The sequence below is a fragment of the Curtobacterium sp. VKM Ac-2889 genome, from assembly GCF_015350855.1.
GTDB lineage: Bacteria > Actinomycetota > Actinomycetes > Actinomycetales > Microbacteriaceae > Curtobacterium > Curtobacterium poinsettiae.
The window spans coordinates 702,320-729,284 of record NZ_JADKSC010000001.1; the positions used below are offsets into that span (position 1 = coordinate 702,320).

A 26,965-nucleotide genomic window follows, 5' to 3' on the forward strand; every position below is an offset into this window, starting at 1 on the left:
CCGGGCGCGACGGGTTCGTCGGCACGGTCAACGCTGTCGGGGCACCCGGTGCCGCTGCACGACTTCCTGCGGTGCGTGGCGGAGGTCACCGGGTTCGACGACGAACTCGTCGCGGTCGACGACGACGTCCTGCTTGCACACGACGTGGCCTACTGGGCGGGCCCCCGATCACTCCCCCTGTGGATCCCGGTGTCGGACGCGGGGTTCGCGCAGCGCTCCGCAGTGGCGTTCACCGACGCCGGCGGGGTGACCAGACCCCTCCGGGACACCGTCGTGCGGGTGTTCGACGACGAGCGTGCCCGCGGGACGGATCGGGAACGCCGTGCCGGCCTCACCTCGACCGACGAACGGGCGGTCCTCACCAGGTAGACGCGCGGTCACCACGAGCGCTCAGGACGCAGCGGCAGCCTGCTCGTACAGACTCGTCGCCAAGTCGTTGAGCACCTCGTGCAGGTCCCCGTTGTGCGCCCCGTCGACGGCCCGGAGCATCGCCGCGTACCGCTCCTGGTAGTCCGACACGACGACATGGCCCGGGGGCAGCAGCCGCAGCAGTGAGCCTCGGCGATCGGCCGGGTTCGGTGCGCGCTCGAGGAGCCCGGCGGCGCTCATCCGGTCGATCATGTTCGTCACCGCACCGGAGGTCAGCCCCAGGTACCCGGCGACCTCGGTCGGCGTGGAGTACCCGGTGTCGCTGATGAGCACCATGGCCCGGAGCGCGTTCTCGTGCACGCCCGCGCGAGCGCTCAGCTGACTCACCAGGCTCGCGTTCGCGCGCACCACAGCGGTGAACGCGGTCATGAGCTCGGCTGCGCTGTCACCGCTTCGTGCTGCTGTCACGACGGTCTTCCTCCGGGTCGGGTGATGGGGGGGACAAGGGCCGTCCCCCGCACTGGGGTGAGTATACGAGTCGCACACATGCTCAATCACTGACTATCTTAACCATTGAAGCAAAACAGCCCGAATGTCTTGCTCCCCCCGACCACTGAGCATCACCGAACGAAGAGGTACCCCGTGTCCACCAAGCTCCGCACCTCCGCACTGAAGCGGATCCGCTTCGCCCCCGTGGCCCTCCTCGCAGGCATCTTCGCCGCCGTCCTGCTCTCCCTCTCGCTCACCGGCACCCTGTCAGGGTTCGCCGCGAGCATCACGAACAGCAGCAACACCGCCGCCAGCGGCACGCTGATCATGCAGGAGCAGAACGCCGGCGCGACCGTCACCTGCCTCAGCACCGACGGCGGCTCGGTCTCGACGAACTCGGCGACCTGCTCGACGATCAACAAGTTCGGCGGCAGCACGACGATGACCCCGGGCAACACGGTCAACACCGCGATCTCGATCAAGAACACCGGCACCGCGAACGCCAGCACCTTCACGCTGAACCCGGGCGCCACGTGCACCCAGTCGGCGAACGGTTCGGCCAACGGCACCGCGACCGACCTGTGCGCCAAGATGAACCTCGTCGTCACCTCTGGCTCGACCACCGTGTTCAGCGGCACCCTCGCCAGCTTCAAGGGTGCGGCCGCGTCGGCCATCACGATGCCGCAGGCCCCGGCCGCCGGTGCGAGTGTCCCGTTCAACTTCGCGGTGACCCTGGACTCCTCGGCCGGCAACACCTACCAGGGCCTCGCCGCCTCGGTCCCGATGACCTGGACGTTCACGGCCTGATCCGGCCTGATCCGGCCTGTCCGGTCCGCATCACCACTCCCCCAGACCGGCGACGCTCGGCCGACCCCCCTCCGGTCGAGCGTCGCCATTCCCTGAACCCTCGGAGCAGCACCCATGAGCCAGACCGCAGCGATGCCGCTCAGCGGCATGCTCGACCGCTCGGTCCTGCGCGGCCGTCCGGTCACCCGCTCCGAGACCGTCCTGGCGTGGTCGGTCGCCGCGATCGCTGCACTCCTGCTCACCGCCGCCGTCCTGTTCCTCTCCGCCGGCGGCCGCTGGTTCGTCGTCGAGACCCCCTCGATGGGCGAGGCTGCCCCGGTCGGCACCCTCGTGCTCGACCTGCCGGTGGACGCCTCCACCCTGCGGGTCGGCGAGATCGTCTCGTTCGAGACCTCCGCCAACCCGGACGTCGTCTACACGCACCGCATCGTGTCGATCGACGCGGACGGTGGGCTCCACACCCGTGGTGACGTCAACGGCGCGATCGACCCGTGGACGCTCACCCAGGCTGACGTCATCGGCACCCCGGCGCTCCTGGTCCCGCACCTCGGGTGGCTGTTCCGGGCCGCCTCGGTCCTGCTCATCGGCACGCTGATCATCCTGACCCTGACCAGCGCATTCACCGACCGGGTGACCCGTTCCTGCCTGCGGATCACCGGTGGCGCCCTCACGGCCGCGTACGCGGCCTTCCTGTTCAAGCCGTTCGTCAACGTGACGACGATCACGAACACGTCGAGCCCGAACGGGGTCGAGGCGACCGTGGTCTCGTCCGGGATCTTCCCGGTCCGCATCGACGCCCACGGCGGCAACAGCGTCCACCTGGTCGACGGCGAGGTCGGTCGCGTCGTCATCCACGAGCTCACGGAGCACGGGAACTACCAGCTCATGTCGAACATCGACCTCGACCCCCTGGGTTGGGTCGCCCTGATCGCCGTGTGCCTGGTGCCGCTCGTGGCCTGCCTGGCGGTCGGCCGTGTCGAGGCGGTGCGTCCCTCGTGATCCTCGGTCGCCTGCGCGACGGCCGCGTCGTCGCCGTCCTGCTCGTGGTCGCCCTGGCCGTCGTCGTCCTGCTCAACCAGTTCGCGCCGACCCGCTCGGCCTTCAGCGCACGTGTGACGAACAGCACGAACACCGCGGCGACCGCGCCGTACTTCACGTGCACGGGTGCGGTCGGCGCCGACACCGCGAACGCGCTGTTCGCCTACCGCCTGACCGAGGCCTCGGGGTCGAGGACCGCGACCGACTGGTCGGGTCGCGGCTCCAACGGCACCTACCAGGGCACCATGACCGCGACCACGCCGAGTCCGAACGCCTGCCCACGTGACAGCGGCAGCGCCTACGCGCTGAACGGTTCCACCAGCTACGTCTCGACCCCCCGCTCGGTCGCGAACCCGACGACCTTCAGCGAGGAGGTCTGGTTCCGCACCACCGTCGCGGGCGGCATGCTCATCGGCTTCGGGAGCAGCCAGACCGGCGCGTCGAGCCAGCACGACCGGAAGCTCTACCTGACCACCACGGGGCAGCTCGCCTTCGGTACCTACACCGGCAGCGCCACGCAGGTGCTCACGTCGCCGAGGTCGTACACCGACGGCAGCTGGCACCACGTGGTGACGACGATGTCGCCGACCAACGGCATGCGCCTGTCCGTCGACGGCAAACTCGTCGCGTCGAACGCGGCCTTCACGACCGCCGAGAACTTCACCGGGTACTTCCGCATCGGCTACGACGTCGTCAGCGGGTGGCCGGGTTCGACGAGCAACCCGTACTTCACCGGGTCCATGCGGTACGCCGCCGTCTACAGCACCGAACTGACGGCCAGCCAGATCGCCGCGCACGCGGCCGCAGGTTCCTGACGCACTGACTGCCGGCCTGGAGGCGCATCGCGGCGCCGCCACGGGCCTCCAGTCCGTCCACTGGTCACGTCGACGACGTGGGCCGGGTTGGCGGACCGGGCCCACCAACCCCCAGATTCGGCGCGACGAATCCCGCTGATCAGGCCTTTTCGTGCCCCGGACCGTGCCAGGATCGTCAGGTCCTGAGACGTCGGCGTCTCCGTCCGACCCTCTCGAAAGGCGCCGTTCCCATGTCGTTCTGGGCCCTCTTCCTCATCGCGCTCGGCGTCTCCGCAGACGCCTTCGCCGTCGCCCTCGGCAAGGGCCTGCACATGAAGCGCTTCGACGTGCGGCACGCGATCGTGATCGCGCTGACGTTCGGGGTGTTCCAGGCGGTGATGCCCCTGATCGGCTGGCTGCTCGGGTCCGCGTTCGCGCAGTACATCGCGGCCTTCGACCACTGGGTCGCGTTCGGGCTGCTCGCGCTGATCGGCGGGAAGATGCTGTGGGAGGCGTTCTCGAAGCACGAGGACACCGAGCAGGACACCGATCGGCTGCCGGTCCGGGAGCTCCTCGTGCTCGCGGTCGCGACCAGCATCGACGCCCTGGCGGTCGGGGTCACCCTGGCGTTCCTGCCCGTGTCGATCGGCGGCGCGGTGCTGCTCATCGGGATCACCACCGCGGTGCTGTCGTTCGTCGGGGTCCTGGTCGGTCGCCGTGTCGGCGCCCGCTTCGGCAAGCCGGCGGAGATCGCGGGTGGTGTCGTGCTGATCCTGATCGGCCTGAACATCGTGCTGGAGCACACCGGCGTCATCGGCTGAGGCCGCGTCTCCGGAACCGACCCCGGACACACCGGAGGCCCGTGGCGAGCTGCCACGGGCCTCCGGTCTGGTGCTGGTGCGCGTCAGTAGCCGGTGGTGCTGCCCGCCGGGGCGTTCGCGACGGCTGTGATCACGAGGATGATCCACAGGATGCCGAACACGACCGACAGGGCGCTGATGATGACGCCAGCGAGGGCCAGGCCGCGGCCGCGCTCCCCGGTCTTCTTGATCTGCGAGAGGGCGATGATCGACACGACCAGGCCGGCGATGTTCACCACGAAGGCCAGGACGAACCCGACGATCGCCATGACGTTGAAGCGGTCGGACGACGGCTGCATGGGCGCACCGTACGGCTGTGGTCCGCCGCCTGCGTAGGGGTTCGGGTTCTGCTGGTTGAACTGGGGCGTGCCGTCACTCATGGCGCCGCGTCCTCTCTGGTCAGGGATTGTCGACACAGGAAACGTACAGGACCAGCGGGCTGATCGGGGGGTGGGATCATCGGAACATGGGATGGCTCCGCCGACACGTGCTGCACGGCGGCCGGTACGACGAGCGTGATCGACGTGACCAGCTCCGGCGGTACGTCGCCCGGGGCGACCGCCTCGTCGCGTTCCTCACCGGTCACGGCGATCCGTCCGCCGCGCGGGTGCGGGCTCGCGTGGACCACGCGCGGGAGCTGCTCGAGCACGGATGGTCCCGTGACGACCTGCTGACGGTCGCCGCCCCGGTGTGGGCACCGTGGCCGAGCAGCGAGGGGCGTGATGCGGGGGCGCCTGCTCCGGAGTACGCCGACCGGGCGGACGGGTTGATCGCGGACCTGAACGCCGTGGCACTCGAGCTGCGGGCCGTCGCCGAGCTCTGACGGTGCACTGACCGGCAGCACGACACCCGTCAGATGTCGAGCACCCCGTCCACCGCGTCCGACCGGTCGGCGATGTGCCCGGTGGCGATCTCCTCCTCCAGGTGCACCGTGACGTACGTCCAGTCCTCCACGTGCCCGGCGTCGTCGAACACCCGGTAGCGCCGGCGGAGCCGCAGGTACGGCACGGCGCGGTGCTCGAACGACACCACGAGCTCGGTCGCCGGCCACTCCCCCTCGATGGTGACCTCGACCGCCCGGTAGTCGCTCGCCGACCGGCGGGGCTCGGGGTGGTCGCGGGTCCACAGGATGCCGGGCTGGTCGAGGGCTTCGAACACGGCCACGAGGTCCGCGACCGCGCGCTCCCGTGCGGCAGCGTCCAGGTCGTGCAGCGGCCAGTGCGCGCCCTCGACGTCGGTCAGATCGAACCGCTCCGTCCACGGAGCGAGGGCTGCTTCCAGACGCTCCTGTTCGTCCTCCCACGACGTCTCGTCCTCGTCGCTCGCGGGGCGGGACGGCAGGTCATCGGTGGTGATGACGCTGGGCAGTCCGGCAGCGACGTCGAGGTCGACCTCCCGAGCGTCGTAGTGGTAGGTCAACCCGCCCGTCGGATCGGGCGTGCGCCGGGGTCCGGTGGGCATGTACCGGACGGTGAGCACCGTGCCGGCGCGGCGTACCTCCTCAGCCAAGTGGTCGACGGTGATCGTCGTCCGGCTGCCGTCGGTCCGGACGAGCACGAGCTCGGTCGGCGGGGTCGGCAGGGGTGGACCCGGTTCGGCCTGTGGTTCCGGTGTCGGGACGAAGCCGCCGACGCTGACACTCCAGGAACGGGGGCCGTCGTCGTCCTCGTCGTCGTCCAGCAGCTCGGGGTCGTCGTCCTCCGGCTCCTCGCCGGCAGCGAGCGTCGCTGCCCACTCCTCCGGGGACGGCCAGAACGGCTCCGACGGCGCCCACGGCAGGGTCTCCGGGTCGACGCCGTCGAACGGGTCGGCCGAGTCCTCGTCGAGGTCATCCGCGGACGCGTCGTCCTCGGGATCCTCGTCCTCGTCCTCGCCTGCCCACATCGACGCGTCGCGCGGGTCGCCGATCCACAGGCCGTCGACGTCCGCCCCGAGCACGCGTCGATCACCGAGGTCGACGGTGCACGTCACCCCGGTCGGCGTGACGTGCACGGCCGTCCGCGACTCGGTGTCGAGGTCGCCTTCAGCGTCCTCGCGCGACAGGTAGACCACCCAGGCGCCCCCGTCGGTCGCGAGGACCCCGACCTCGTCGACCGCACCGTCCGGCAACGGGGCGTCCGGCCACGTCACCCACCGCACGTCGTCGCCCGTGACGACCGCCGCGACCGGTCGCGTGGCGTCCGGCACGATCGTCGCGTCACCGACGCCGACGGCGTCGATCGGCTCGAGGAAGCTGCTCATGCAGCGACCGTACCGCGGCCCTGTGGCCGGCCCGTGAACAGCCGGGAGGCCCGTGGCGGGCCCGCACCGTGCCTCCCGTCCGACCGTTGCCGGTCCACCTGCCGGACCCGCCGCAGCGGCCGGGCGCATGATGGGCGGATGGCACGCATCCTCGTCACCGGATCCACCGACGGCCTCGGGCGGGGAACCGCCGACGCGCTGCTCCGCAGCGGGCACGACGTCGTCGTCCACGCGCGCAACACGGCCCGCGCCGAGGCGGTCGCCGACCTGGTGGAGCGCGGCGCCGAACTCGTCGTCGCCGACCTGGCGGACCGCGACGCCGTGATCGCCACCGCTCGCCAGCTCGACGCCGGCACTCCGCTCGACGCCGTCGTGCACAACGCCGGCGTGATCTCGGGCCGTTCCCTGGTGCCCGTCAACGTCGTGGCGCCCTACCTGTTCACCGCGTTGCTGCGCTCGCCGGAGCGGCACGTGTACCTGAGCAGCGGGATGCACCGGGGCGGCCGCCCGCGCCTGGACACCGTCGACTGGACCGGCGCGTCGGAGACGAACTCGTACTCCGACACGAAGCTGTTCGTGACGGCACTCGCCGCCGAGGTGCCGCTCCGACGCCCGGGCGTGCTGAGCAACGCCGTCGACCCGGGGTGGGTGGCGACCAAGATGGGCGGGGCCGGCGCTCCGGACGACTTCGAGCTCGGACACCGCACGCAGGAGACGCTCGCGACCGACCCGCACCAAACCGTGACGGGTGGTTACTGGTTCCACGGGGAGCGGCAGGAACCGCACCCGGAGGTGGCCGACCAGCGGTTCCGCACCGAACTGCTCGACACGCTCGCCGAGGCCACCGGCATCACGCTCTGAGTCGCTGACGGAACCGCCGCGACCGGTCGGGTGCTCCTGCGAAGGCGTTCGTCGCGCCCGGACGAGGATGGCGTCGACGCGACGAACGGAGGACCCGGTGACCCTCGGCCTGCACAACGGATCGAGTGGGTGGCGGCGCGTGCGACGGCACGGCCTGCTCCTCGCGAACGTCGCCGTCTTCGTCGTGTGCTTCGTCGGCATGGTGTTCTCCGGGTGGCGGGTGTCCGTGGCGGACGCGCTGCAGCACGGCGAGGCGGCCGTGTCGCTCTGGGGATTCCTGACCAGCGGCGACTTCGCCGAGGCCACGTTCGAGAACTGGGAGAGCGAGTTCCTGCAGATGGGCGCGTACATCGTGTTCACGGTGTTCCTGTTCCAGAAGGGGTCGAGCGAGTCCGAGCCCCTGGACGAACAGAGCCCGCAGGACGATGACCCCCGGGAGCACGCCGACGACCCGAAGGCGCCGTGGCCGGTACGCCGGGGCGGGATCGTGCTCGTGCTCGTGCTGTACGAGAACTCCCTGCTGATCCTGTTCGCGGTGCTGTTCCTCGGCAGTGTCGTCGGGCACGTGGTCGGAGGCGCTGCGGACTACAACGAGGAGCAGCTCGAACACGGTGACAGCGTGGTCTCGGCGTGGGGCTACCTGGGCACGAGCCAGTTCTGGTTCGAGTCGATGCAGAACTGGCAGTCGGAGTTCCTGGTCATCTCCGTGATGGTGATCGCCACCGTGTCCCTGCGGCAACGAGGGTCGAGCCAGTCGAAGCCCGTGGCCGCGCCGACGGAGCAGACCGGCGCCTGAGCGGACCCGGCTGACGACGATCGCGGGGTTTCCCCACCGACCACGGGGGGCAGCACCGGTGTGCGGGCGGACCCCCGCGGCGAGGCTGGTGTCGGGCAATAAGCTCGTCACCGACACGAAGAGGTCCGCATGTACACCGCCGTCGCCACCCCGGGCGCACCCACCACCGTCCCCCGGTTCCGACCGTTCCGAGCCGTCGCCGACGGCAGCACCTGGCGGGCCTTCGCGTTCCACGCCGCGCACCTGCCGATCGCGATCGCCGCGCTGGCCTGGTTCGTCGTGGTGCTGGCCGTCGGCATCCCGGTGTCGCTGACCTGGGTCGGCCTGGTCGTCGCCGCGTTCCTGCTCGGTGGGTCGCACTGGTTCGCCGCGGTCACCCGCCGGATGTCCGCCGCGCTGCTCGGGCAGGTCGTCGTCGCCCCGGCACCGCCCCGTGCAGGTTCGACGCCGCTCGGCACCGCGTTCGCCCGGCTGTCGGACGGCCCCACCTGGCGGGCGTTCGCGTACCTGCTCGCGGGGTTCGTGCTGACCACCACCACGTTCGCCGTCTCGACCGCTGTGCTCGTGAGCGGTCTGGGCGCGATGACCCACGCGGCGTGGGGGCACTTCCTGCCGGCGCAGCGGGGCGCGGACGGCGAGCTCCACAGCGGTGCGCAGTTCCTCGGCGTGTACGTCGACACCCCGCCGCTGCAGGTCGCGTTCGCGGTGCTCGGCCTGCTCATCGTGCTGTTCCTCTGGCCCGCGGTGAACCACGGGCTCGCGGCACTGCAGCGTGTGGTCATCCGCGCCCTGCTCGGTGCCACCGCCCGCGACCTGCGGCTCCGCCAGGTCACGGCCTCGCGCGACGCCGCCGTGCTCGACGCCGACACCACCCTGCGCCGCATCGAGCGGGAGCTGCACGACGGCACCCAGGCCCGGCTCGTCGGCCTGGCGATGACCCTCGGCGACGCCCGTGACCGCCTGCAGACCGGCGCCGACCCGGACGCGGTCACCGCGCTGGTCGACCGGGCGCACGCGTCGACGAAAGAGGCGCTGGTCGAGCTCCGCGCCCTGGCCCGCGGCATCCACCCGCCCGTCCTCGACGAGGGGCTCGAGGCCGCGCTGACCTCGGCGTGCTCCCGGACCCCGTTCCCCGTCGCGCTGTCGGTGGACCTGCCCGTCCGGCCGTCCCGCGTCGTCGAGGGGATCGCGTACTTCGGGGTGCTCGAGCTGCTGACGAACGTGTCGAAGCACGCCGGAGCCTCGGCCACCGCCGTCCGGGTCGGCATGCTCGGCACCGACCTGCTCGTCGAGGTCGAGGACGACGGCCACGGCGGGGCACACGTCGCGCTCGGCACCCCCGACGGTCACGGCACCGGCCTGGCCGGGGTGCTCGAACGGCTGCGCGCCGTGGACGGGGACCTGCAGGTGGACAGCCCCGCCGGCGGCCCGACCCGCATCCGGATGCGCATGCCGAGCGGAGCCGAACGGTGAGGATCGTCGTCGCCGACGACAACACGATCGTGCGCGAGGGGCTGACGTCCCTGCTGCGCGGTCGCGGGCACGAGGTCGTGCCGGTGTCGGACGGCGACGCCGCGGTGGCCGCCGTCGCGCACGGCGCGGTCGACGTCGTCGTGATGGACATCCGGATGCCGCCGACGCACACCGACGAGGGCGTCCGTGCGGCCATGCGGGTGAAGGACGTCCGGCCCGACGTCGGGGTGCTCCTGTTCTCGCAGTACGCCGAGGCGCAGTGGGCTCGGGCGCTGCTCGACGTCGCCACCGTCGGGGTCGGGTACCTGCTGAAGGACCAGGTCGCCGAGGTCGGCACCTTCATCGACTCACTGCACCAGGTCGCCGCGGGCAACGTCGTGCTCGACCCCGAGGTGGCTGCCGCACTGGTCCAGGCGCCGCGTGCCACGAGCGGTCCGCTCGACTCGCTCACCGCCCGCGAGACCGACGTGCTGCGCCTGATGGCCGAGGGTCGGTCGAACGCCGCGATCGCGGACACGCTGTTCCTGTCCGGCGGGACCGTCGAGAAGCACGTCACCGCGGTCTTCACCAAGCTCGGGCTCGAGGCGACGCCGAACGAGAACCGGCGGGTGCTGGCGGTCCTGCGGTTCCTGGCGGACTGAGCGGGGCCTGGACGGGCCGACGGACCGGACGGGAGGCCCGTGGCCGGCCCGCCACGGGCCTCCCGTCCGGTCCCAACCACGCTGGTGCGGTAGGTTCCTGCGGAACGCAGTCCGCACGTGAGAGGGGGCGCCCGATGGCGCAGGGGCACCGCTCTCCACCCACGATGAGCGACGTCGCCGCCGTGGCAGGTGTCTCGAAGAAGACCGTCTCGAACGTGCTGTCCGGCTACGAACACGTCTCCGTCCGCACCCGTGACCGCGTGATGGCCGCCGTCGACGAGCTCGGCTACGAGCTCAACGTCTCGGCCCGCAACTTCCGCGCCGGACGCTCCAAGGTGCTCGGCCTCGCGGTGCCGGAACTGCGGCAGGCGTACTTCGCCGAACTCGCCGATGCCGTCATCCGCGCTGCCGGCGCCGTGGGCTACACCGTGCTGATCGAGCAGACCGCGAGCGGCGTGCGCGAGGCGGACGCGATCACCCGCATGCGCGAGCACTCCATCGACGGCATCATCTACAGCCCGTTGACCGTCCGACCGAGCGACGCCGCCGCGCTCGAGGTGAAGTTCCCCCTCGTCGTGCTCGGTGAGCCGATCCCGGACGCCCCTGTGCCGTTCATCGCCATGTCGAACGCCGACGCCCTGCGCGACGCGACCACCCACCTGCTCGACGCCGGTCGTCGTTCGATCGCGTTCATCGGTTCCGATCCGGCGGGCCCGGTGCGCACGGCGCAGGAGCGGTTGCGGGGCTACCGCGAGGCGCTCGACGACCACGGCGTGCCGTTCGCGCCCGAGCGCGTCGTGCCGACCGCGCTGTGGCACCGGGCCGAGGGGGCGGCGGCTGCACGACAGCTCCTGGAGGCCGGGGTGCCGGTCGACGGGATCGTCTGCTGCAACGACGCGCTGGCACTCGGGGCGATGAGCGCGCTGCAGCTGGCGGGCCGGACCGTGCCGGATGACGTCGCGGTCGTCGGGTTCGATGACATCGAGGAGTCGGCGTACTCCACCCCGGCGTTGACCACGGTGTCGGCCGACTTCGACCGCACAGCGGCGACGGCCGTCGGGGTGCTCGTCGCCCAGCTCGAGGAGGGTGCCCCGGCGACACCGGGCGTGCTGCGCTCGCGCCACGCGCTGGTGGTGCGAGCGTCGTCAGCGACCCGTTCGGGACGGGAGGCCCGTGGCGGACCCGCCACGGGCCTCCCGTCCGTCCTGGGGTGGTGTCTCAGGCCGCGACCGGCTCCGCAGGTCGGTCACGCAGTGCCGGGCAGTGCTCGGCGGTGGGGTGCTCGGTGATCGCGATGACCTGCTCGAGGCGCCCGCGGACCGCCTCGAGCTCGGCCAGCTGCGCGGTGATCCGGTCCCGCTCCGCGAGGAGGAGCGCGAACGACTCTGGCGTCGACTCCCCGCGGTCGACGCACGGCAAGAGCTGCACGATCGTGCGGCTCGCGAGCCCGGCGGCGAACAGCTGCTGCACGAGCTGGACCCGCTCCACGGCTGCGTCCGTGTAGATCCGCTGCCCGCTCGCGGTGCGCGACGCGGTGAGCAGTCCCTGCTCCTCGTAGTACCGCAGCGAGCGGACGCTGACGCCGGTCGCGGCTGCGAGGTCACCGATGCGCATGTGGACTCCGATCCGGGCTTGCCCCTGACATGAATGTGAGGTCTTAGCGTAGCCGAGCCGCTGCGGGAGACACCCGCGCGGCAGGAGGAGACACCATGGACATCGCTGGATCGGTCGCACTCGTCACGGGCTCGAACCGGGGCATCGGACGCCGCTTCGCGCTGCAGCTGCTGGAGCGCGGCGCCACCAAGGTCTACGCGACCGCACGTCGACCCGAGCTCGTGGACATCGAGGGCGTCGTGGCGCTGCCGCTCGACATCACCGACCAGGCATCGGTCGAGGCGGCGGCCGCCGCCGCGGGCGACGTCACCCTGCTCGTGAACAACGCCGGCATCTCGACGACGGGCTCGTTGCTCACCGACGACCTCACCGATGCGCGCCGCGAGATGGACACGCACTACTGGGGGAACCTCGCGATGATCCGGGCGTTCGCGCCGGTGATCGAGCGGAACGGTGGCGGCGGCATCGTGAACGTCCTGTCCGCACTGTCCTGGTTCGTCTACCCGGGATCCGGCGCGTACGCGGCGGCGAAGGCCGCCGAGTGGAACCTGACGAACGCCGTCCGGTTGGAGCTCGCAGGCAAGGGGATCAGCGTGCAGGGGCTGCACCTCGGGGCGGCGGACACCGACATGATGGACGGCTACGAGGGGCCGAAGGTCGACCCGGCCGACGTGGCGCGGGCCGCGCTGGACGGCGTCGAGCGCGGTGCGGCCGAGGTCGTCGTCGACGACTGGAGCCGGATGGTGAAGGCATCGCTCGCCGATGCACCGGAGCGCTTCTACGCGCAGTTCGCCTGAGCGTCGCCCCTGACTGGGGGCATGTCCCCGCAGCGCAGTCCTGGACCCGGCGCTGGGTCATCAGCGACCATGGACCCGGATCAGGAACGGGGGGCACGTCGCCCGCCGCTGGAAGGGAACCATGCGTCCTGTCAGGAACGCACTCAGCACCGGGGCGATCGTCGCGATCCTCGCCGGGCTCACCATCACCGCAGCACCCGCCCAGGCGGCGACCCCGGGGACCGGCGCGAGCTGCGCCCCGGGGACCCTGTCGGTGCAGACGCTCGAGAGCGGCTGCACCGCGACGTCCGGCACGGTCGTCACGCCCGACGGCCGCACCTTCGCGCTCCCCGCACCGGGTGAGAGCGTGATGGCGAGCAGCACCTCGGCGCCGGGCGCGCCCGAGCTCGCCGACGTCCTCATCGCGAACAACGGCTCCGCCGGCGTCGCCGTCCGCGTGGACGAGGCATGGCGCGGGTCCGCTCCCGCCGTCCAGCAGGAACGTGCGCAGAGCCAGGCCGCGACCGCGCAGGAGCCCGCCGCGACGACCGCTGCGACCACGAAGTGCACGAGCACGGCGTGGAAGGCGTCCGGCTACACCTGGCCGAGCACGGTCAAGTGGTACTACAACCAGACCGGCCAGAAGTCGACCTACGCCAAGGACGCCCTGCGCAAGGGCGCGAACGCGTGGAACGGCACCATCTCGGCCTGCGACCGCACGGTGACGTCGACGGCGAAGAACGACTACCTGCGCCTCGCGACCCAGAAGCCGAACCTCACCGACCAGGGCGGCTGCTCGCGCAACAACGGGTACAACGTGATGGGCTGGGGCAAGCTCCCCACCGGCACCCTCGGGGTCACGTGCGTCTGGTTCGACGGCAACGGCAACGCCCGTGAGGCCGACCAGCGCTACGCCACCGGCTTCAAGTGGAGCTCGACGGCCACCTGCTCGGGCGCCCGCTTCGACACCCAGGTCGTCGCGACGCACGAGTGGGGCCACCTGTACGGGCTCGACCACGTCGCCACCGGTACCGGTCAGGTCATGGAGCCGTCCGGCGGCTACTGCGAGCTCGGCGGCCGCACGCTCGGCCGCGGCGACATGACGGGCATCTCGACGCTCTACTGAGCTCGATGCGCTCCTGGGACAGGGACGGGGTCGCGACGGAGAACCGCCGCGACCCCGTTCGTCTGTCTGTGGGGCTGGAGGTCTTGCTCAGACCGCGTCGGCGCGCAGGAACTCCGCCACCGGGGTCGACCCCTCGTTGAACCGGAAGGTGTTGCCGGCCGTGCCCGGGTTCTCGACCACGTCCGCGACCACGTGGGCCACGTCACCGCGCGGCACCTGGCTCGACGTGCCGTCCCAGTCGACGGACCCGGTCGGCTCGTCATCGGTCAGGGTGCTCGGGGCGACGATCGTCCACTGCAACCCGGAGTCGCGGAGCACGGCGTCGGCGATCATCTTGGACTGCGCGTAGGCGAAGAAGTCCTGGTCCTGCGGGACCCCGTGGTCGAGCTGCGAGCCGGAGAACGACACCATCACGTAGCGGTCGACCCCGGCCTGCTTCGCCCCCTGGATCGAGAGCACCGCGGCGTCGCGGTCGATGGCCCAGGTGCGGTCGACGGAACCGCCACCGGCACCGGCCGACCACACCACCGCGTCGTGCCCGCGCACGAGCTCGGCGAAGTCGTTCAGGGACTGCTGCTGGATGTCCGCGACGTGCGGTTCGCCGCCGTGCGCCCGGATCTCGTCGGACTGGTCGGCGTTCCGGATGACGGAGGTGACGGTGTGCCCGCGCTCGGACAGGATGCGGGTGGCGAGGAGTGCGACCTTGCCGTGGCCGCCGAAGACGATGACGTTGCTCATGGTCCGGACGCTACTCGGGGCGGCTCCGTACCCGGGGAACGCGGGACGTCGACCAGTCGCCCGCGATGCTCGGAACACCCGGGGGCACCGTGCGTACCGTCGGGGGCAACACGACAGGAGTCACGATGAGCAAGCAGCACGAGCAGCACACCCTGGTCCGCACCCTGGTCCTCGGCATCATGAGCGGCGGCCGGAGCGCCACCCCGCTCGCCGTCCTCGCACTGAACCACGACCGGTCCTCGTTGAAGGGGTCGTGGCAGCAGTGGAAGGTCTTCAGCACCCCGCTCGGCCGTGGGCTGCTCGTGGCGTCCGCGGTCGGTGAGCTCATCGGCGACAAGCTGCCGAAGACCCCGAACCGCATCGCCCCCTCTGCGCTGCTCGGTCGCGTCGCGTCCGGTGCCCTCGCCGGTGCGGCCCTCGGCACCACCGGCAAGCGCGACCTGCGCATCGAGGGCGCGATCCTCGGTGGCGTCGGCGCCCTCGTCGGCAGCTTCGTCGGCTGGGGCGCGCGCAAGCTCGTCGGGAGCACGGGACTTCCCGACCCGGTCGTCGCGCTCGCCGAGGACGCCGCGGTCGTCGCGGGCTCGGTGAAGGTCATCACCGCCGACTGAGGGGTGGGAGCGGCGGTCACGACGTGCCGCTCAGGTCCGTGGGGTGGTCGCGAAGTGTCGGTCGCCGGGTCGGCGGCCGACAGTTCGTGACCTGTCGGCATTCGCCTCCCGACGTGTCGTGACCCGCCGACCGACGGCCCGACCGACAGGCGGACGGACGGGAGGCGCGGTGCCAGGCCGCCACGGGCCTTCCGGCGGGCAGGTGCGAGCGGTCAGGACGTGCCGCTCAGGTCCGCGGGGTGGTCGCGAAGTGTCGGTCGGCGGGTCGGCGGCCGACAGTTCGTGACCGGTCGGCGTTCGCCTCGCGACGTGTCGTGACCCGCCGACCGACGGCCCGACCGACAGGCCGACAGCGGTCGGCACGGTGCCCGATCGCCACACCCGACCGTTCCTGCTCACGATCCGCAGGCCGCGGCCTACGGTGGCCCCATGCACATCGTCGTCATCGGAGCCACCGGCCACATCGGCTCGTTCCTCGTCCCCCGTCTCGTCCGCTCGGGTCACCGGGTCGTCGCCGTCACCCGCGGCACGAGCACCCCGTACGCCGACGCCCCGGAGTGGCAGCAGGTCGAGCGGATCACCGCCGACCGCGAGCAGGAGGACCGCGACGGCACCTTCGGCAGCCGCATCGCCGCGCTCGGTGCCGAGGCCGTCGTCGACCTCGTCTGCTTCACCGAGTCCTCCGCCGCAGCCCTGGTCGACGCGCTCCGCGGCACCGGTACGCACCTGGTGCACTGCGGCTCGATCTGGCGCGCGGGTGTGTCGCACGTGCTGCCGATCACCGAGCGGAACGCGACCCAGCCGTTCGGCGACTACGGCGTCCAGAAGGACGCCATCGCCCGGATGCTCAAGGAAGAAACTGCATCAGGTGGTTTGGTCACGACGTCGTTGCACCCCGGGCACATCAGCGGTCCGGGCTGGACGCCGATCGGTCCGCTCGGCAACCTCGACACGTCGGTGCTGACGAAGCTGTCCGCCGGCGAACCACTCGAGGTCCCCGGGCTCGGTGCCGAGACGATGGCACACGTGCACGCCGACGACGTCGCGCAGGCGTTCCAGCTGGCGGTCGAACACCGCGACGCTGCGGCCGGCGAGGACTTCTTCATCACGGCCCCGACGGCGCTCACCGCGCGCGGGTACGCCCACCTGGCAGCGTCCTGGTTCGGCCAGGAGGCCCGGCTCGACTCCGTCACGTGGGACCGGTTCCGCGAGACCACGGCTCCGGAGCACGCTGACGCCAGCTGGGAGCACCTGTCCCGCAGCCAGGTCTTCAGCACCGAGAAGGCGAACCGGCTGCTCGGCTACGGCCCGGCGTTCACCGCCGAGGAGACCGTGCTCGACGCCGTGCGCTGGCTCGTCGACCACGGTGAGCTCGAGGTCGCGAACCCCCTGGTCCGCTGAGCACCGTGGTCACACCCGCTCCGGCTCGACCACGAGCCCGCGGTTCCGGTGCACGACCCAGACCGTCGCGGCGAACCCGGTCAGCACCGCGGCGCCGATCGTGACCGCTGTCCAGCCCCCGGCGTTCCACAGCACCGACGCCAGCGCGGAGCCGATCGCCCCGCCGATGAAGTTCGAGGTGACGAAGGCGGTGTTGAGCCGACTCCGCGCGGCCGGGTCGACCGAGAAGAGCCGGGTCTGGTTGAGCACGTTCGCGGCCTGCACGGCGACGTCGAGCAGCAGCACGGCGAGCAGCACCACGACGATCGAGTGCGCACCGATCCCGGCGACGACCAGGGAGACGAGCAGGAGCACGATCGCTCCCCCGGTGACGGGTACCGACAGCCCCCGGTCGTGCAGTCGCCCGACCCGCTGCGCCGCCACGGCACCCGCGAGCCCCACCAGGCCGACCAGCCCGATGCTGCTGGTGGAGAAGTCGTAGGGGTCGCTGCTGAGCAGGAACGTCAGGGCGGTCCAGAACATCGTGAACACGGCGAAGACCGACGAGCTGATCACGAGCGTGACCTGCACGGTCCGGTGGGTCCCGATGGCACGGAACACCGACAGGATGAGCTGCGGGTACCGCACCCCGCCGCGGGCTTCGAGCTCCGGGATGGCGCGCCGCAGCAGCACGGCGAGGACGATCGCGACGACAGCGGCGAGCACGTAGATCGCACGCCACCCGAACGCGTCCGCGACCAGGCCGCTGATCGTCCGCGACACCAGGATGCCGGTGAGCACCCCGGACGCGATCGTGCCGACCACGCGTCCGCGCTGTGCGGGGTCGGCGAGGTCCCCGGCCAGCGGGATGAGGAGCTGCCCGGCGACCGTGGTCAGCCCGACCAGCGCCAGGGCGACCAGGAGCGTCGCGAAGGTCGGAGCGATCGCGGCGAGCAGCAGCGCGACGGCGGAGGCGACGAGCACCCAGGGGATGAGGCGCCGGCGGTCGAGGACGTCCCCGAGCGGCACGACGAGCAGGATGCCGAGGGCGTAGCCGACCTGGGTCAGCGTGACGAGCAGTCCGGCGAGCGACGCCGAGGTGCTGAGCGACGATGCGATGTCGTCGAGCAGCGGCTGCGACCAGTACAGGTTGCCGACCGCCGCTCCCCCGGCGACGGCGAACAGCAGTGTCCGGCCCGTCGACATCGAGTGCTCCGTGCTCATGCTCCGGGTGCTCCGAGCGAGGCGTTCCGCAGGGTCTCGTCCACGAAGTCGGCGTGGTTCCGGGTGAACTCGGGGTCGGTGTCGACGAACGGCATGACCTCGACGCTAGGGCCGACCGCGGGGCCGTGACAGGTGCTGTCTTCCCCCCTCAGCCGTCACCGCCGCCGGAACAGCTCCCCCAGGTGCCACGGCCCGGGCGCGAGCCGCACCGCTGCCTCGGCTCGGACCCGTTCCTCGAGTTCGCGGTCGCGGGTGAGTTCGTGGATCTCCTGCTCGGCACGCCACCGGAACCGCAGTCGACCGAGGAACCCGGTCGTCGGAGCCTGGACGACGGTCTCGACGGACTCGGTCTCGTTCACGCGTCCTCCCCGGCAGCAGCAGCGGCGGCAGCGCCAGCAGCACCAGCGGAGATGGTGTCGGTCGACACGGCCGTCGCGCTCGTCGCAGCGAGGTTCGCCAGCAGCTGCAGCCGTTCCTCGGAGGACGACCCTGGCTCGGTGCCGTACACGACCATGGTCAGTCCGGAGTCGGTGACGAGCTCCATCGTCTCGTAGGTCATGTCGATGTCGCCGACGTCCGGGTGGTGCACCCGCTTCACGCCGCTCCGGTGCCGCATCACGTCGTGCGCGGCCCAGCGTCGCCGGAACTCGTCGCTGCGGGTGGAGAGCTCCCCGATCAGGTCCGTCAGCCCCTTGTCGTACGGCGAGCGGGCCGCCTCGGCGCGCAGTGCGGCGACCACGTCCCCGGCGACCGAGTCCCAGTCGCGCCAGAACTGCTGCCCCCGCGGGTCGAGGAACGCGAAGCGCGCGGTGTTCGGGGTACCGGAGGGCGAGAGGAACAGCGGCGAGTACACCGCTCGGGCGAGGGTGTTGCCGGCCAGGAAGTCGAAGCGTCCGTTGCGGACCCAGGCGGGCGCGCTGATCGAGTCGAGCACCCGCTGCACGTTCGGCCGCACCTTCGACGTCGGGGTCGTCCGGCGCGAGGCGCCCGAGGCGTTCTGCAGGCGGGCCAGGTCGAACAGGTGCGCGTGCTCGGCGTCGTCGAGACGGAGTGCGCGGGACAGCGCTTCGAGGACGCCCTCGGACACACCGGTCAGGTTCCCGCGCTCGAGGCGGACGTAGTAGTCGACGCTCATCCCCGCGATCAGTGCGAGCTCTTCACGACGCAGTCCCTTGACGCGGCGGACCCCGCCGAAGTCGGGCAGCCCGACCTGCTGCGGCGTGACGCGCTCGCGGCGTGTGCGCAGGAAGTCACGCACTTCGCTCCTGGTGTCCATGCGTCCACGGTACGGCCGGCAGGGTGGCGGAAGCAGGGGCTGCTGGTACCCGTCAGGTGGCGCCCGGCGGTCGTAGCGTCGTCGGCATGGAGACAGTCACCCTGAACAACGGCCTCGAGATCCCCGCCATCGGTTTCGGCGTGTTCCAGAGCGCCCCGGAGGAGACCGTGGACGCCGTCCGCACCGCCCTCGAGACCGGGTACCGCCACATCGACACCGCCGCCGCGTACGGCAACGAACGCGAGGTCGGCGAGGGCATCCGTGCCTCGGGCGTCGACCGTGACGACATCGTGGTCGAGACCAAGATCTGGGTCTCGGACTACGGCTTCGACGAGACCCTGCACGCCTTCGACAAGGCCACCGGCAAGCTCGGCTTCGACACGATCGACGTGCTGATCCTGCACCAGCCCGCGCCGGACCGCTTCGAGCAGACCGTACAGGCGTACCGGGCGCTCGAGCGCCTGCACGCCGACGGCCGGGTCCGCGCGATCGGTGTGAGCAACTTCATGCCGCACCACCTGCGCTCCCTGCTCGAGCAGTCCGACGTCATCCCGGCGCTCAACCAGGTCGAGCTGCACCCGTACTTCACCCAGCCGGACGTCCAGCGCGCCGACGCTGCGCACGGCATCCTCGACCAGGCGTGGTCCCCCATCGGCGGCATCACGTTCTACCCGGGCTGGGGTGACGAGCGGGTCAGCGTGATGGACGACCCGACGATCGGGTCGATCGCCGAGGCGCACGGCAGGACGCCGGCGCAGGTGATGCTCCGCTGGCACGTGCAGCAGGGGCGGAACGCGATCCCGAAGTCGACGAACCCCGGTCGCATCGCCGAGAACTTCGACGTCTTCGACTTCGCGCTGACCGATGACGAGCTCACGCGGCTCGATGCGCTGGACACCGGCCGTCGCAACGGCCCGGACCCGGACGGGGCGGACACGAGCCGGTTCGACCGGGTGATCCCGGAGGCCTGACGCGACCACGAGCGGCCCGGAGGCGCGGTGCGGGCCGCGCTCGGCCGTGCGGTGGTCGCCACCTCCGCGTCAGGCGACCTGGTGCGAACGAAGGGCCACAAGCCTCCCGTTCACGTGCGCGTGAGCGGGACGGAGACGATCCGGTCGTCCCCGCTCGACGGCGTCCCGCGGCCGTCGGTGTTGTTCGTGACGAACCAGAGCGTGTCCGACGGCCCCTCGAGCACCGTCCGGATGCGGCCGAAGTCACCCGCGAAGTACTCGGTCGCGGTGCCGGGCTCGTCGGCAGGGACCGCCCGGAGCACCTCGCCCCGCAGGTTCGCGACGAACACGGTGTCGTCGACGACGGCGAGGCCGCTCGGGGACGCCTCATCGGTGGACCACTGCTGCACGGGGTCGACGAAGCCCTGGTCCTGGCCGCCGGTGCCCTCGACCTCGGGCCAGCCGTAGTTCGACCCCGGTTCGATGACGTTGAGCTCGTCGTGCGTGTTCTCGCCGAACTCCGACGCGAACATCGTGCCGTCCGACGACCACCCCATGCCCTGCACGTTGCGGTGTCCGAGGCTCCACACCGGTGACCCGTCGATCGGGTTGTCGGCGGGGACGTCGCCGTCCGGGGTGAGCCGCAGGATCTTGCCCGCGAGCGAGTCCTCGTCCTGCGCGTCCGTGCTCGCACCGGCGTCCCCGACGCTCGCGTAGAGCATGTCGTCCGGGCCGAACGCGATCCGGCCGCCGTCGTGGAACGAGTTCTTCGGCAGGCCGTCGATGATCGTCGTCGCCTCGCCGAGCCCCCACGACCCGGTGTCCCCGGTCAGCTCGTACCGCTGGATCCGGTTGCCGTCGTCGGCCGTGGAGTACACGAACAGGTCGTCGTCGTGCAGTGCGAGCCCGAGCAGTCCTCCCTCGCCGCCGTGGCTGACACCGTCGACGGTGCCGACCTGGCGGGTGGTGCCGTCGGACCGCAGCTCGAGCACCCGGGCCGAGTCGCGCTCGCTGACCAGCGCGTCGCCGTCGTCACCCGTCAGGACCACCGACCAGGGGGCCTCCAGGCCGGTGACCACGTCGGTGGTGTCACCGTCGAGCGCCACCTGACCGGCCGCCAGATCGGCGGGTGCGGACGCGCGCGCCGTCGGTGCGCCGCCGCGGCCGGATCCGTCCCGCTCTGCTCCGTCGCCACTCGTGCAAGCGGAGAGGACCAGGGCGGCGACCGCGGCGAGGCCGGCCACCGACCAGAGGCGGCGGCTGCGGGGTGTTCCGGCGGGTGTGTCCACGATGATCCTCCCGGGGTCGTGGGTCGATCACACACGCTGCGTTCGGGAAACCCCTGAGGGGTTCTGTCGGCACCTCTCGACGGTGCGCACAGCGGCCTACCGTCGTCGGCATGCAGATCGAACCGAAGCAGCCGACCGTCAAGAACCCGCCCGAGCAGTTCACCGGCGACGTGTACCTCGACGCCATCGCCTCGCCGAAGGAGCCCGGTCAGACGATGACCGTCGCCAAGGTCCGGTTCCTGCCCGGCGCCCGCACCGCCTGGCACTCGCACGCCAAGGGGCAGACCCTGCACGTCACCGAGGGCGTCGCACGGATGGGCACCCGGGACGGCCGCGTCATCGAGGTGCAGGCTGGACAGACCGTCACCACGCCGGCCGGCGAGGAACACTGGCACGGCGCGACCCCCACCGACTCCATGGAACACCTCGCGATGCTCGAGGCCGCCGACGACCCGGCGACGACCACCACCTGGCTCGAGCACGTGAGCGACGAGGAGTACACCGCATGACCACCATCGCCATCGTCGGGGCCGGCAAGGGCCTCGGCCTCGCCGTCGCCGAGCGCTTCGCCCGCGAGGGCTTCGCCGTCGCCCTGATCTCCCGCAACCAGGACCGCCTGGACGGCCTCGCCGCGGAGCTGCGTGAGCGCGGCCACACCGCAGCCGGGTTCGCCGCGAACGTCCGTGACGGGGACTCCCTGCGCACCGCACTCGAGCGCGCCACCGAGCAGCTCGGCCCCATCGAGGTGCTGCAGTACAGCCCGCTCCCCGCCAAGGAGTACATGCGCCCCGTGCTCGAGACCACGGCGGACGACCTGGTCGGCCCGATCGAGTTCTCGGTCTACGGCTCGGTCAACGCCGTCCGCCAGGTGCTGCCCGGCATGCGCGCGATCGGCCACGGCACGATCCTGTTCGTGAACGGCGGCAGCGCGGTCCGACCGGGCGCCCGCGTCACCGGCACGTCCGTCGCCTTCGCGGCCGAGAGCGCCTACGCGCAGCTGCTGCACGACGCCGTCCGCGACGAGGACGTCCACGTCGGGCAGCTCATCATCCCGTTCGGCATCGACGACGGGCAGCCCGAGCACTCCGGGGAGTCCATCGCCGACCGCCTGTGGGCGATCCACACGGAGCGCGGCGACTTCCGCGCCTACGCGGAGGCGCTGCCCGAGCTCCCGTGAGCGGCATCGAGTGAGCAGAACGCGACGGGTCCGGAGACGCGACCCGTCGCCTTCTGCTCACTCCCTGACGGACTGGAGGCCCGTGGCGACGCCGCCACGGGCCTCCAGTCCGAGCAGCCGCTGGCGGTGGAGCTCACCGAGCAGCACGGTGCCGATCCCGAAGGCGTCGGCCACTTCGTGAGCAGAAGACGTCGAGTCCGAGCAGCCGACTCGACATCTTCTGCTCACCAAGCGCAGCGCACGCGGCAGGACGCGAGCGCGCGTCAGTGCGCCCGTCGCACCGCCACCCGCCGCCGACCCCGCGAGGTCAGCCACGCCCCGGCCGTCACCACGAGGGGCAGGCCGATCGCGAGCAGCGCCAGCACCGGCCAGTCCGGCACGAACGGCATGTGGTTCACCCCGACCGGACTCTCGGTGAACCGCAGGGTCAGGGCGCGGATCGGCAGGAGTCCGAGCAGCGTGCCGATCACCGAGCCGACCGTGGCCAGGATCGCCGCCTGCCAGGTCGACACCCCACGGCGCAGACGCGGAGCGGCACCGATGGCGTCGAGCACCTCGTCGTCCCGACGCCCGTCGGACCGTGCGAGTCCGATCGCCACCGCCGTCGCACCGATGGTCACGGCCGCGGCGAGTGCGAGGACGATCGCCCGGATGAGCGCCTCGTTGTCGGTGGGACCGGCTTCGTACGTGAACGTCGGGCCGCTCCACCGTGCACGGTCGTCGCCGCCGAAGCTCTGCCACGCCGAGCTCAGCTCGTCCGCCTGGGCAGGGTCGAGGTCGTGCGGCAATGTCGTGACGAGCATGCCGTCGACCACGGGGACGCCGTACTGCTCGGCAGTGGCCTTCGTCATGAAGACGCCGACCTGGATCCGCGGGGTCTGCACGTCGAGCACCGCGGGGATCGAGACGCTGGCCGCCGGTCGGGTGCGCTCGGTGATGGGCTCGCTGTCCCACGTCCGGTCGTGGAACGTGTCGATGCGGACCGCGCCGTCGTGGGCGTACTCGGGCCAGAGCGACACGGCCCGACCGCCCTCGAGTGCGCTCCGGACGGCTGCGGACGGCTGGTGTCCGGTGAGCACGGCGTAGTCGTCGACGGTGCCCGTCCAGATGTGCGGCATCGACGCGCTCGCCGTGTCCAGGTAGTACGAGCAGCTCGTCGTGTCGTTCGCCGGGCAGTCGTACGCGCTCCAGCGGTGCGGGATCGTGACGGTCGAGGGGGTGTCGCCCGGCTGCTCCTGCGTGACACCGAGCACCCGGATGCGGTCCTGGTCGAAGACCCCGGACACCACCTTCGCGGCGTGGGCGGTCAGCTCCGCGTCGTGGCGACCGGTACTGCCGCCGTCCTTCGTCTCGGTCAGCACCTCGGACGTCGCCACCCCGACCGCCGTCGTGTACTCGTACCCGCGGACGTACTGGGCATGGCTCGACGCACTCCACGTGATGACGACCGAGGCCACGAACACGACGCTCATCACGCTGGCGAGCACCGGCACCGTGCGGACCGGGTTGCGGCGGGCGTCGCGGGCGGCCAGTCGCGCAGACAGACCGGCCCGCGAGGTGAGCCGGGTGACCAGGGCGAGCAGCCACGGTGAGCAGATGGCGATGCCGAGCTGCATCAGGCACGGCCCGAGCGCGACACCGGCACCGACCACCCAGGCCCAGTGGTCGTCCTGCACGGGACGGTCGTTGAGCATGAGCACCCCGACGCCGCAGACCATCGTCGTCAGGGCCCCGAGGACCACGAGCAGCGGCCCCCAGATGCGCCGACGTCGGCGGGATGGACGGCTGACGGGCACCGGACGGAGCGAACCCCGCAGGGCTGCGAGCACGTTGATCCGGGTGGCCGACCGTGCGGCGACGAGCGCGGAGACGAGCCCGGCGAGCACCCCCGCGGCGGCGATGGACAACAGCAGGAGCGGCGGCACGTGCAACCCGGGGAACGACACCACGTTGCCGTTGTCGATGAGTCGGTAGGCGAGCACGCCGATCCCGGTGCCCACGGCCACGCCGAGGACCGCGCCGACGAGCCCGAGCACCAGGCCGGACCCGGCGACGATCGTGCGGACGAACCGTCTGTCACCGCCGACGCTCGTGACGATGGCGTACGAGCGGGTGTCCGCCCGGGTGCCGACCAGGAACGCGGCACCGGCGAGCAGGGCGACCTCGAACATCGCGAAGACGCCGAGCAGTGCCATCGCGCCGAGGTACCAGCCGATCGTCGAGCTCATCTGACCGCCGGGGAGCCGGGCGTCCGGCGGGTCGAGCACGACCGGACGCGACTGCACGACGATGCCGTGCGCGTTGAGCTGCCGGATCTCCGACCAGGTCGGGGCGTCCGACGGCAGGTACACGGTGACGTCGGTCAGCCCGACGTCGTCGGTGGTGTCGGTCGTCGAGAGCGTCGTGCCCCAGGGCAGGAAGATGCCCTGCGATCCCGGGTCGGTGCCCAGGTCGGTCATGGTGCCGGTGATCGTGAAGCGCTTGGTGACGGGGTCGGTCAGGTCCACCGTGTCACCGATCCGCGCCCCGAGGCGGTCGAGCGTGGCCGGCGTGACCATGAGCTCACTGCGTGTGGTCGGCCGGGAACCCTCGAGCACGTGCCAGTGACCGTCGAGCGACGGGTCCCAGACGCTGCCCTCGACGGCGGTCAGCCCGACCGGACCCTTCGGCCCCTGGAGCACGACGGGCGTGCTGCCGACCGGGATCGACAGCGCACCGTCGGGCACGTGTGCCAGGACGTTCGCGAACGGGGAGTCCTGGTCCGACTTCGTGACCGGGCTGTTCCGCTTCGAGTCGGTGAACTCCCACTGCACCGGGTCCTGCACCATGCCGGGCAGGTCCGGGCCGGACACCCGCATCTGCGCCGATGCGTGCCCGAGGTCGTGGTCGAGCCGCTCGGTGGCGGTGGCCTGCGTCGACTGCACCACGACGGCGACGGCCGCGAACCCCGCGGTGGGGATCCCGATGAGCGCGATGATCAGTGCCGCGCGGCCTGCCTTCGCGAACGCCAGCCGACGCCCCAGACGGAGCGCCGGTCGGAGGGCGAACGGCGTCCGGGCGGTCCCGGAACGCCGGCCCCGGCTCACGACGCGGTCCGGTCCGTCAGCGCGGTCTCGACGCCCGAGTACACGGTCTCGTCGACGACACGTCCGTCGCGCAGGAACACGATCCGGTCCGCCCAGGCGGCGTGCCGGGCGTCGTGCGTCACCAGGAGGGCGCCCGCCCCCGCGTCGACGTGCCGACGGAGCATGCGGAGCACGACCTCGCCGGTCTGCGAGTCGAGTGCGCCGGTCGGTTCGTCGGCGAGCACGAGTCGACGTTCACCGACCACGCCGCGGGCGATCGCGACGCGCTGCTGCTGCCCGCCGGACAGGTCGTCCGGGTAGGCGTCGGCACGGTGCGACAGCTCGACGTTGTCCAGCGCGAGTTCCGCGGCGCGGCGGGCCTGCGAGGCCTTCCACCCGTCGAGCTCGAGCGGCAGCGCCACGTTCTCGACCGCGGTCAACGAGGGGATCAGGTTGAAGTCCTGGAACACGAACCCGATCAGCCGGCGCCGCAGCGCTGCGAGTTCCTTGGCGGGACGGTCGGAGACGAACGCGCCGTCGATCAGGACCTCGCCGCTCGTCGGCGGCAGCAGGGTTCCGGCGCAGGCGAGCAGCGTCGACTTGCCCGACCCCGAGGTGCCCATCACGGCCACCATCTCGCCACGCTCGACCCGCAGGTCGATGCCGGCCAGGGCGGTGACGGCCTTGGCGCCGGAGCCGTAGTGCACGCTCACGGCGTCGAGCTGCAGGAGCGGTGCGGCGGTCACCGCGCGCTCCGGGGAGCGGCAGCGGCAGCGGAAGCGTCGGCACTGGCCGGTGCCGCCGGGTGCTCGTCCGGCCGGTACCGCGCCACGCTCGACTCCACGTGGTCGAGCCAGCGCACCTCGGCCTCGGCCTGGAACACCATCGACTCGAGCACGAGCGACCACGCCAGGTCCGTCGACGGGTCGGTCGTCCGCTTCAGCCGCGTCAGGTCCTGCAGGTTCCGGATCGCGGCACCACGCTGCACCTGCACCAGCCGGGCGACGTCGACGCCGGGCACGGTCACGGCGAGGGCGAACTTGATCGCCAGCTCGTCGCGGCCGCGCTTGGCCGGCACGGGCTCGCTGAACCAGCGGGCCACCTCCGCGCGGCCCGCGTCGGTCGCCGTGTAGACGACGTGGCCGTCGTCGTCGGCGTCGCCGCGGGCGACCAGGCCGTCGCGTTCCAGGCGGTCCAGGGTCGTGTAGACCTGGCCGATGTTCAGTGGCCAGCTCCCGCCGGTGCGGTGCTCGAACTCCCCCCGGAGCTGGTACCCGTAACCGGGTCCCCCCACCAGCAGCGCGAGTACGCCCATCCGAACGCTCATGACACTTCCCCTGTCCCGGGCCACCGTGGCCATACCGAGTATG

At 71.7% G+C, this 26,965-nt stretch carries 30 protein-coding genes; 18 read left to right on the plus strand and 12 right to left on the minus strand.

The window, feature by feature from the left end:
* The first annotated feature begins 48 nt into the window (after positions 1–48).
* Complete coding sequence (locus ITJ50_RS17750) at positions 49–369, plus strand: hypothetical protein (RefSeq protein WP_323749889.1); 321 nt, start codon at positions 49–51, stop codon at positions 367–369.
* A gap of 21 nt (positions 370–390) precedes the next feature.
* Here the strand turns inward: ITJ50_RS17750 and ITJ50_RS03530 are convergent, their stop codons facing one another.
* Complete coding sequence (locus tag ITJ50_RS03530; RefSeq protein WP_269429906.1) at positions 391–837, minus strand: MarR family winged helix-turn-helix transcriptional regulator; 447 nt, start codon at positions 835–837, stop codon at positions 391–393.
* Positions 838–1,011: 174 nt separating this feature from the next.
* Here ITJ50_RS03530 and ITJ50_RS03535 point away from each other — a divergent pair, with 174 nt between their 5' ends.
* The 4 genes from ITJ50_RS03535 to ITJ50_RS03550 all read left to right on the plus strand — a co-directional run bounded on the left by ITJ50_RS03535 (position 1,012) and on the right by ITJ50_RS03550 (position 4,318).
* Positions 1,012–1,665: a hypothetical protein gene (locus ITJ50_RS03535; protein WP_017887851.1), complete on the plus strand. Its 654-nt coding sequence runs from the start codon at positions 1,012–1,014 to the stop codon at positions 1,663–1,665.
* A 114-nt stretch (positions 1,666–1,779) separates the two neighbouring features.
* Positions 1,780–2,664: a S26 family signal peptidase gene (locus ITJ50_RS03540; RefSeq protein ID WP_194589927.1), complete on the plus strand. Its 885-nt coding sequence runs from the start codon at positions 1,780–1,782 to the stop codon at positions 2,662–2,664.
* Positions 2,661–3,518: a LamG domain-containing protein gene (locus tag ITJ50_RS03545; protein ID WP_194589928.1), complete on the plus strand. Its 858-nt coding sequence runs from the start codon at positions 2,661–2,663 to the stop codon at positions 3,516–3,518. The genes ITJ50_RS03540 and ITJ50_RS03545 overlap by 4 nt, the downstream gene beginning before the upstream one ends.
* Before the next feature lie 230 nt (positions 3,519–3,748).
* Positions 3,749–4,318 (plus strand): manganese efflux pump MntP family protein, encoded by a 570-nt coding sequence (locus ITJ50_RS03550; protein ID WP_017887854.1) that lies wholly within the window; start codon positions 3,749–3,751, stop codon positions 4,316–4,318.
* Positions 4,319–4,401: 83 nt separating this feature from the next.
* Here the strand turns inward: ITJ50_RS03550 and ITJ50_RS03555 are convergent, their stop codons facing one another.
* On the minus strand, positions 4,402–4,737 hold the full coding sequence (locus ITJ50_RS03555; RefSeq protein ID WP_017887855.1) for a DUF4190 domain-containing protein: 336 nt from the start codon (positions 4,735–4,737) through the stop codon (positions 4,402–4,404).
* Between the two features lie 86 nt (positions 4,738–4,823).
* Between ITJ50_RS03555 and ITJ50_RS03560 the strand changes: the two genes are divergently transcribed.
* A complete protein-coding gene (locus tag ITJ50_RS03560; RefSeq protein WP_194589929.1) occupies positions 4,824–5,180 on the plus strand; it encodes a hypothetical protein in 357 nt (118 codons plus the stop codon).
* A gap of 29 nt (positions 5,181–5,209) precedes the next feature.
* On the opposite strand, the gene ITJ50_RS03565 is transcribed toward ITJ50_RS03560, so the two are convergent.
* A complete protein-coding gene (locus ITJ50_RS03565; protein WP_194589930.1) occupies positions 5,210–6,598 on the minus strand; it encodes a hypothetical protein in 1,389 nt (462 codons plus the stop codon).
* Positions 6,599–6,736: 138 nt separating this feature from the next.
* Here ITJ50_RS03565 and ITJ50_RS03570 point away from each other — a divergent pair, with 138 nt between their 5' ends.
* The 5 genes from ITJ50_RS03570 to ITJ50_RS03590 all read left to right on the plus strand — a co-directional run bounded on the left by ITJ50_RS03570 (position 6,737) and on the right by ITJ50_RS03590 (position 11,658).
* On the plus strand, positions 6,737–7,459 hold the full coding sequence (locus tag ITJ50_RS03570) for an SDR family NAD(P)-dependent oxidoreductase (protein ID WP_194589931.1): 723 nt from the start codon (positions 6,737–6,739) through the stop codon (positions 7,457–7,459).
* Between the two features lie 97 nt (positions 7,460–7,556).
* Positions 7,557–8,255, plus strand: coding sequence for a DUF6766 family protein (locus ITJ50_RS03575; protein WP_323749880.1), 699 nt, complete (start codon positions 7,557–7,559; stop codon positions 8,253–8,255).
* A gap of 129 nt (positions 8,256–8,384) precedes the next feature.
* Positions 8,385–9,728, plus strand: coding sequence for a sensor histidine kinase (locus ITJ50_RS03580; RefSeq protein WP_071248575.1), 1,344 nt, complete (start codon positions 8,385–8,387; stop codon positions 9,726–9,728).
* Complete coding sequence (locus ITJ50_RS03585) at positions 9,725–10,369, plus strand: response regulator transcription factor (RefSeq protein WP_071248572.1); 645 nt, start codon at positions 9,725–9,727, stop codon at positions 10,367–10,369. The genes ITJ50_RS03580 and ITJ50_RS03585 overlap by 4 nt, the downstream gene beginning before the upstream one ends.
* A gap of 164 nt (positions 10,370–10,533) precedes the next feature.
* Positions 10,534–11,658 carry a LacI family DNA-binding transcriptional regulator gene (locus ITJ50_RS03590; protein WP_159556168.1) on the plus strand — a complete coding sequence of 375 codons (1,125 nt, stop codon included), beginning with the start codon at positions 10,534–10,536 and terminating at the stop codon, positions 11,656–11,658.
* Here the strand turns inward: ITJ50_RS03590 and ITJ50_RS03595 are convergent.
* Complete coding sequence (locus tag ITJ50_RS03595) at positions 11,588–11,983, minus strand: MerR family transcriptional regulator (RefSeq protein ID WP_017887859.1); 396 nt, start codon at positions 11,981–11,983, stop codon at positions 11,588–11,590. The genes ITJ50_RS03590 and ITJ50_RS03595 overlap by 71 nt on opposite strands.
* A 95-nt stretch (positions 11,984–12,078) precedes the next feature.
* Here ITJ50_RS03595 and ITJ50_RS03600 point away from each other — a divergent pair, with 95 nt between their 5' ends.
* Entirely contained in the window at positions 12,079–12,780 is a 702-nt protein-coding gene (locus tag ITJ50_RS03600; protein ID WP_042539945.1) for an SDR family oxidoreductase, read from the plus strand.
* A 121-nt stretch (positions 12,781–12,901) separates the two neighbouring features.
* Positions 12,902–13,885, plus strand: a complete 984-nt coding sequence (locus tag ITJ50_RS03605; RefSeq protein WP_194589932.1) for a matrixin family metalloprotease — start codon at positions 12,902–12,904, stop codon at positions 13,883–13,885.
* Positions 13,886–13,972: 87 nt separating this feature from the next.
* Here ITJ50_RS03605 and ITJ50_RS03610 read toward each other — a convergent pair whose 3' ends face one another.
* On the minus strand, positions 13,973–14,623 hold the full coding sequence (locus ITJ50_RS03610; RefSeq protein WP_056072266.1) for an NAD(P)H-binding protein: 651 nt from the start codon (positions 14,621–14,623) through the stop codon (positions 13,973–13,975).
* Between the two features lie 125 nt (positions 14,624–14,748).
* On the opposite strand from ITJ50_RS03610, the gene ITJ50_RS03615 reads away from it, so the two are divergent.
* Both ITJ50_RS03615 and ITJ50_RS03620 read left to right on the plus strand, forming a co-directional pair.
* Entirely contained in the window at positions 14,749–15,234 is a 486-nt protein-coding gene (locus tag ITJ50_RS03615; RefSeq protein ID WP_042539939.1) for a DUF4126 family protein, read from the plus strand.
* A 429-nt stretch (positions 15,235–15,663) separates the two neighbouring features.
* Positions 15,664–16,635: an NAD-dependent epimerase/dehydratase family protein gene (locus ITJ50_RS03620; RefSeq protein ID WP_194589933.1), complete on the plus strand. Its 972-nt coding sequence runs from the start codon at positions 15,664–15,666 to the stop codon at positions 16,633–16,635.
* A 9-nt stretch (positions 16,636–16,644) separates the two neighbouring features.
* On the opposite strand, the gene ITJ50_RS03625 is transcribed toward ITJ50_RS03620, so the two are convergent.
* From ITJ50_RS03625 to ITJ50_RS03635, 3 genes are all read right to left on the minus strand, one after another.
* Complete coding sequence (locus ITJ50_RS03625; protein ID WP_194589934.1) at positions 16,645–17,838, minus strand: MFS transporter; 1,194 nt, start codon at positions 17,836–17,838, stop codon at positions 16,645–16,647.
* Between the two features lie 155 nt (positions 17,839–17,993).
* Positions 17,994–18,197, minus strand: a complete 204-nt coding sequence (locus ITJ50_RS03630) for a hypothetical protein (RefSeq protein ID WP_017887867.1) — start codon at positions 18,195–18,197, stop codon at positions 17,994–17,996.
* A complete protein-coding gene (locus ITJ50_RS03635; protein WP_194589935.1) occupies positions 18,194–19,114 on the minus strand; it encodes a helix-turn-helix transcriptional regulator in 921 nt (306 codons plus the stop codon). Before ITJ50_RS03635 ends, ITJ50_RS03630 begins: the two co-directional genes overlap by 4 nt.
* Before the next feature lie 86 nt (positions 19,115–19,200).
* Between ITJ50_RS03635 and ITJ50_RS03640 the strand changes: the two genes are divergently transcribed.
* Positions 19,201–20,085: an aldo/keto reductase gene (locus ITJ50_RS03640; RefSeq protein WP_194589936.1), complete on the plus strand. Its 885-nt coding sequence runs from the start codon at positions 19,201–19,203 to the stop codon at positions 20,083–20,085.
* Between the two features lie 110 nt (positions 20,086–20,195).
* On the opposite strand, the gene ITJ50_RS03645 is transcribed toward ITJ50_RS03640, so the two are convergent.
* On the minus strand, positions 20,196–21,353 hold the full coding sequence (locus ITJ50_RS03645) for a PQQ-dependent sugar dehydrogenase (RefSeq protein WP_194589937.1): 1,158 nt from the start codon (positions 21,351–21,353) through the stop codon (positions 20,196–20,198).
* A gap of 110 nt (positions 21,354–21,463) precedes the next feature.
* Between ITJ50_RS03645 and ITJ50_RS03650 the strand changes: the two genes are divergently transcribed.
* The gene (locus tag ITJ50_RS03650; RefSeq protein ID WP_194589938.1) at positions 21,464–21,862 is read left to right on the plus strand and encodes a cupin domain-containing protein; all 399 of its coding nucleotides are present in this window, start codon (positions 21,464–21,466) and stop codon (positions 21,860–21,862) included.
* Positions 21,859–22,530 carry an SDR family NAD(P)-dependent oxidoreductase gene (locus ITJ50_RS03655; RefSeq protein WP_017887872.1) on the plus strand — a complete coding sequence of 224 codons (672 nt, stop codon included), beginning with the start codon at positions 21,859–21,861 and terminating at the stop codon, positions 22,528–22,530. Before ITJ50_RS03650 ends, ITJ50_RS03655 begins: the two co-directional genes overlap by 4 nt.
* A gap of 263 nt (positions 22,531–22,793) precedes the next feature.
* Here ITJ50_RS03655 and ITJ50_RS03660 read toward each other — a convergent pair whose 3' ends face one another.
* Genes ITJ50_RS03660 through ITJ50_RS03670 form a run of 3 tightly spaced genes read right to left on the minus strand, consistent with a single transcriptional unit; the run spans position 22,794 to position 26,922 of the window.
* Positions 22,794–25,616: an ABC transporter permease gene (locus ITJ50_RS03660; RefSeq protein ID WP_194589939.1), complete on the minus strand. Its 2,823-nt coding sequence runs from the start codon at positions 25,614–25,616 to the stop codon at positions 22,794–22,796.
* A complete protein-coding gene (locus tag ITJ50_RS03665; RefSeq protein WP_042537619.1) occupies positions 25,613–26,341 on the minus strand; it encodes an ABC transporter ATP-binding protein in 729 nt (242 codons plus the stop codon). Before ITJ50_RS03665 ends, ITJ50_RS03660 begins: the two co-directional genes overlap by 4 nt.
* A complete protein-coding gene (locus ITJ50_RS03670) occupies positions 26,338–26,922 on the minus strand; it encodes a PadR family transcriptional regulator (protein ID WP_031260139.1) in 585 nt (194 codons plus the stop codon). The genes ITJ50_RS03665 and ITJ50_RS03670 overlap by 4 nt, the downstream gene beginning before the upstream one ends.
* Between the last annotated feature and the right edge of the window lie 43 nt (positions 26,923–26,965).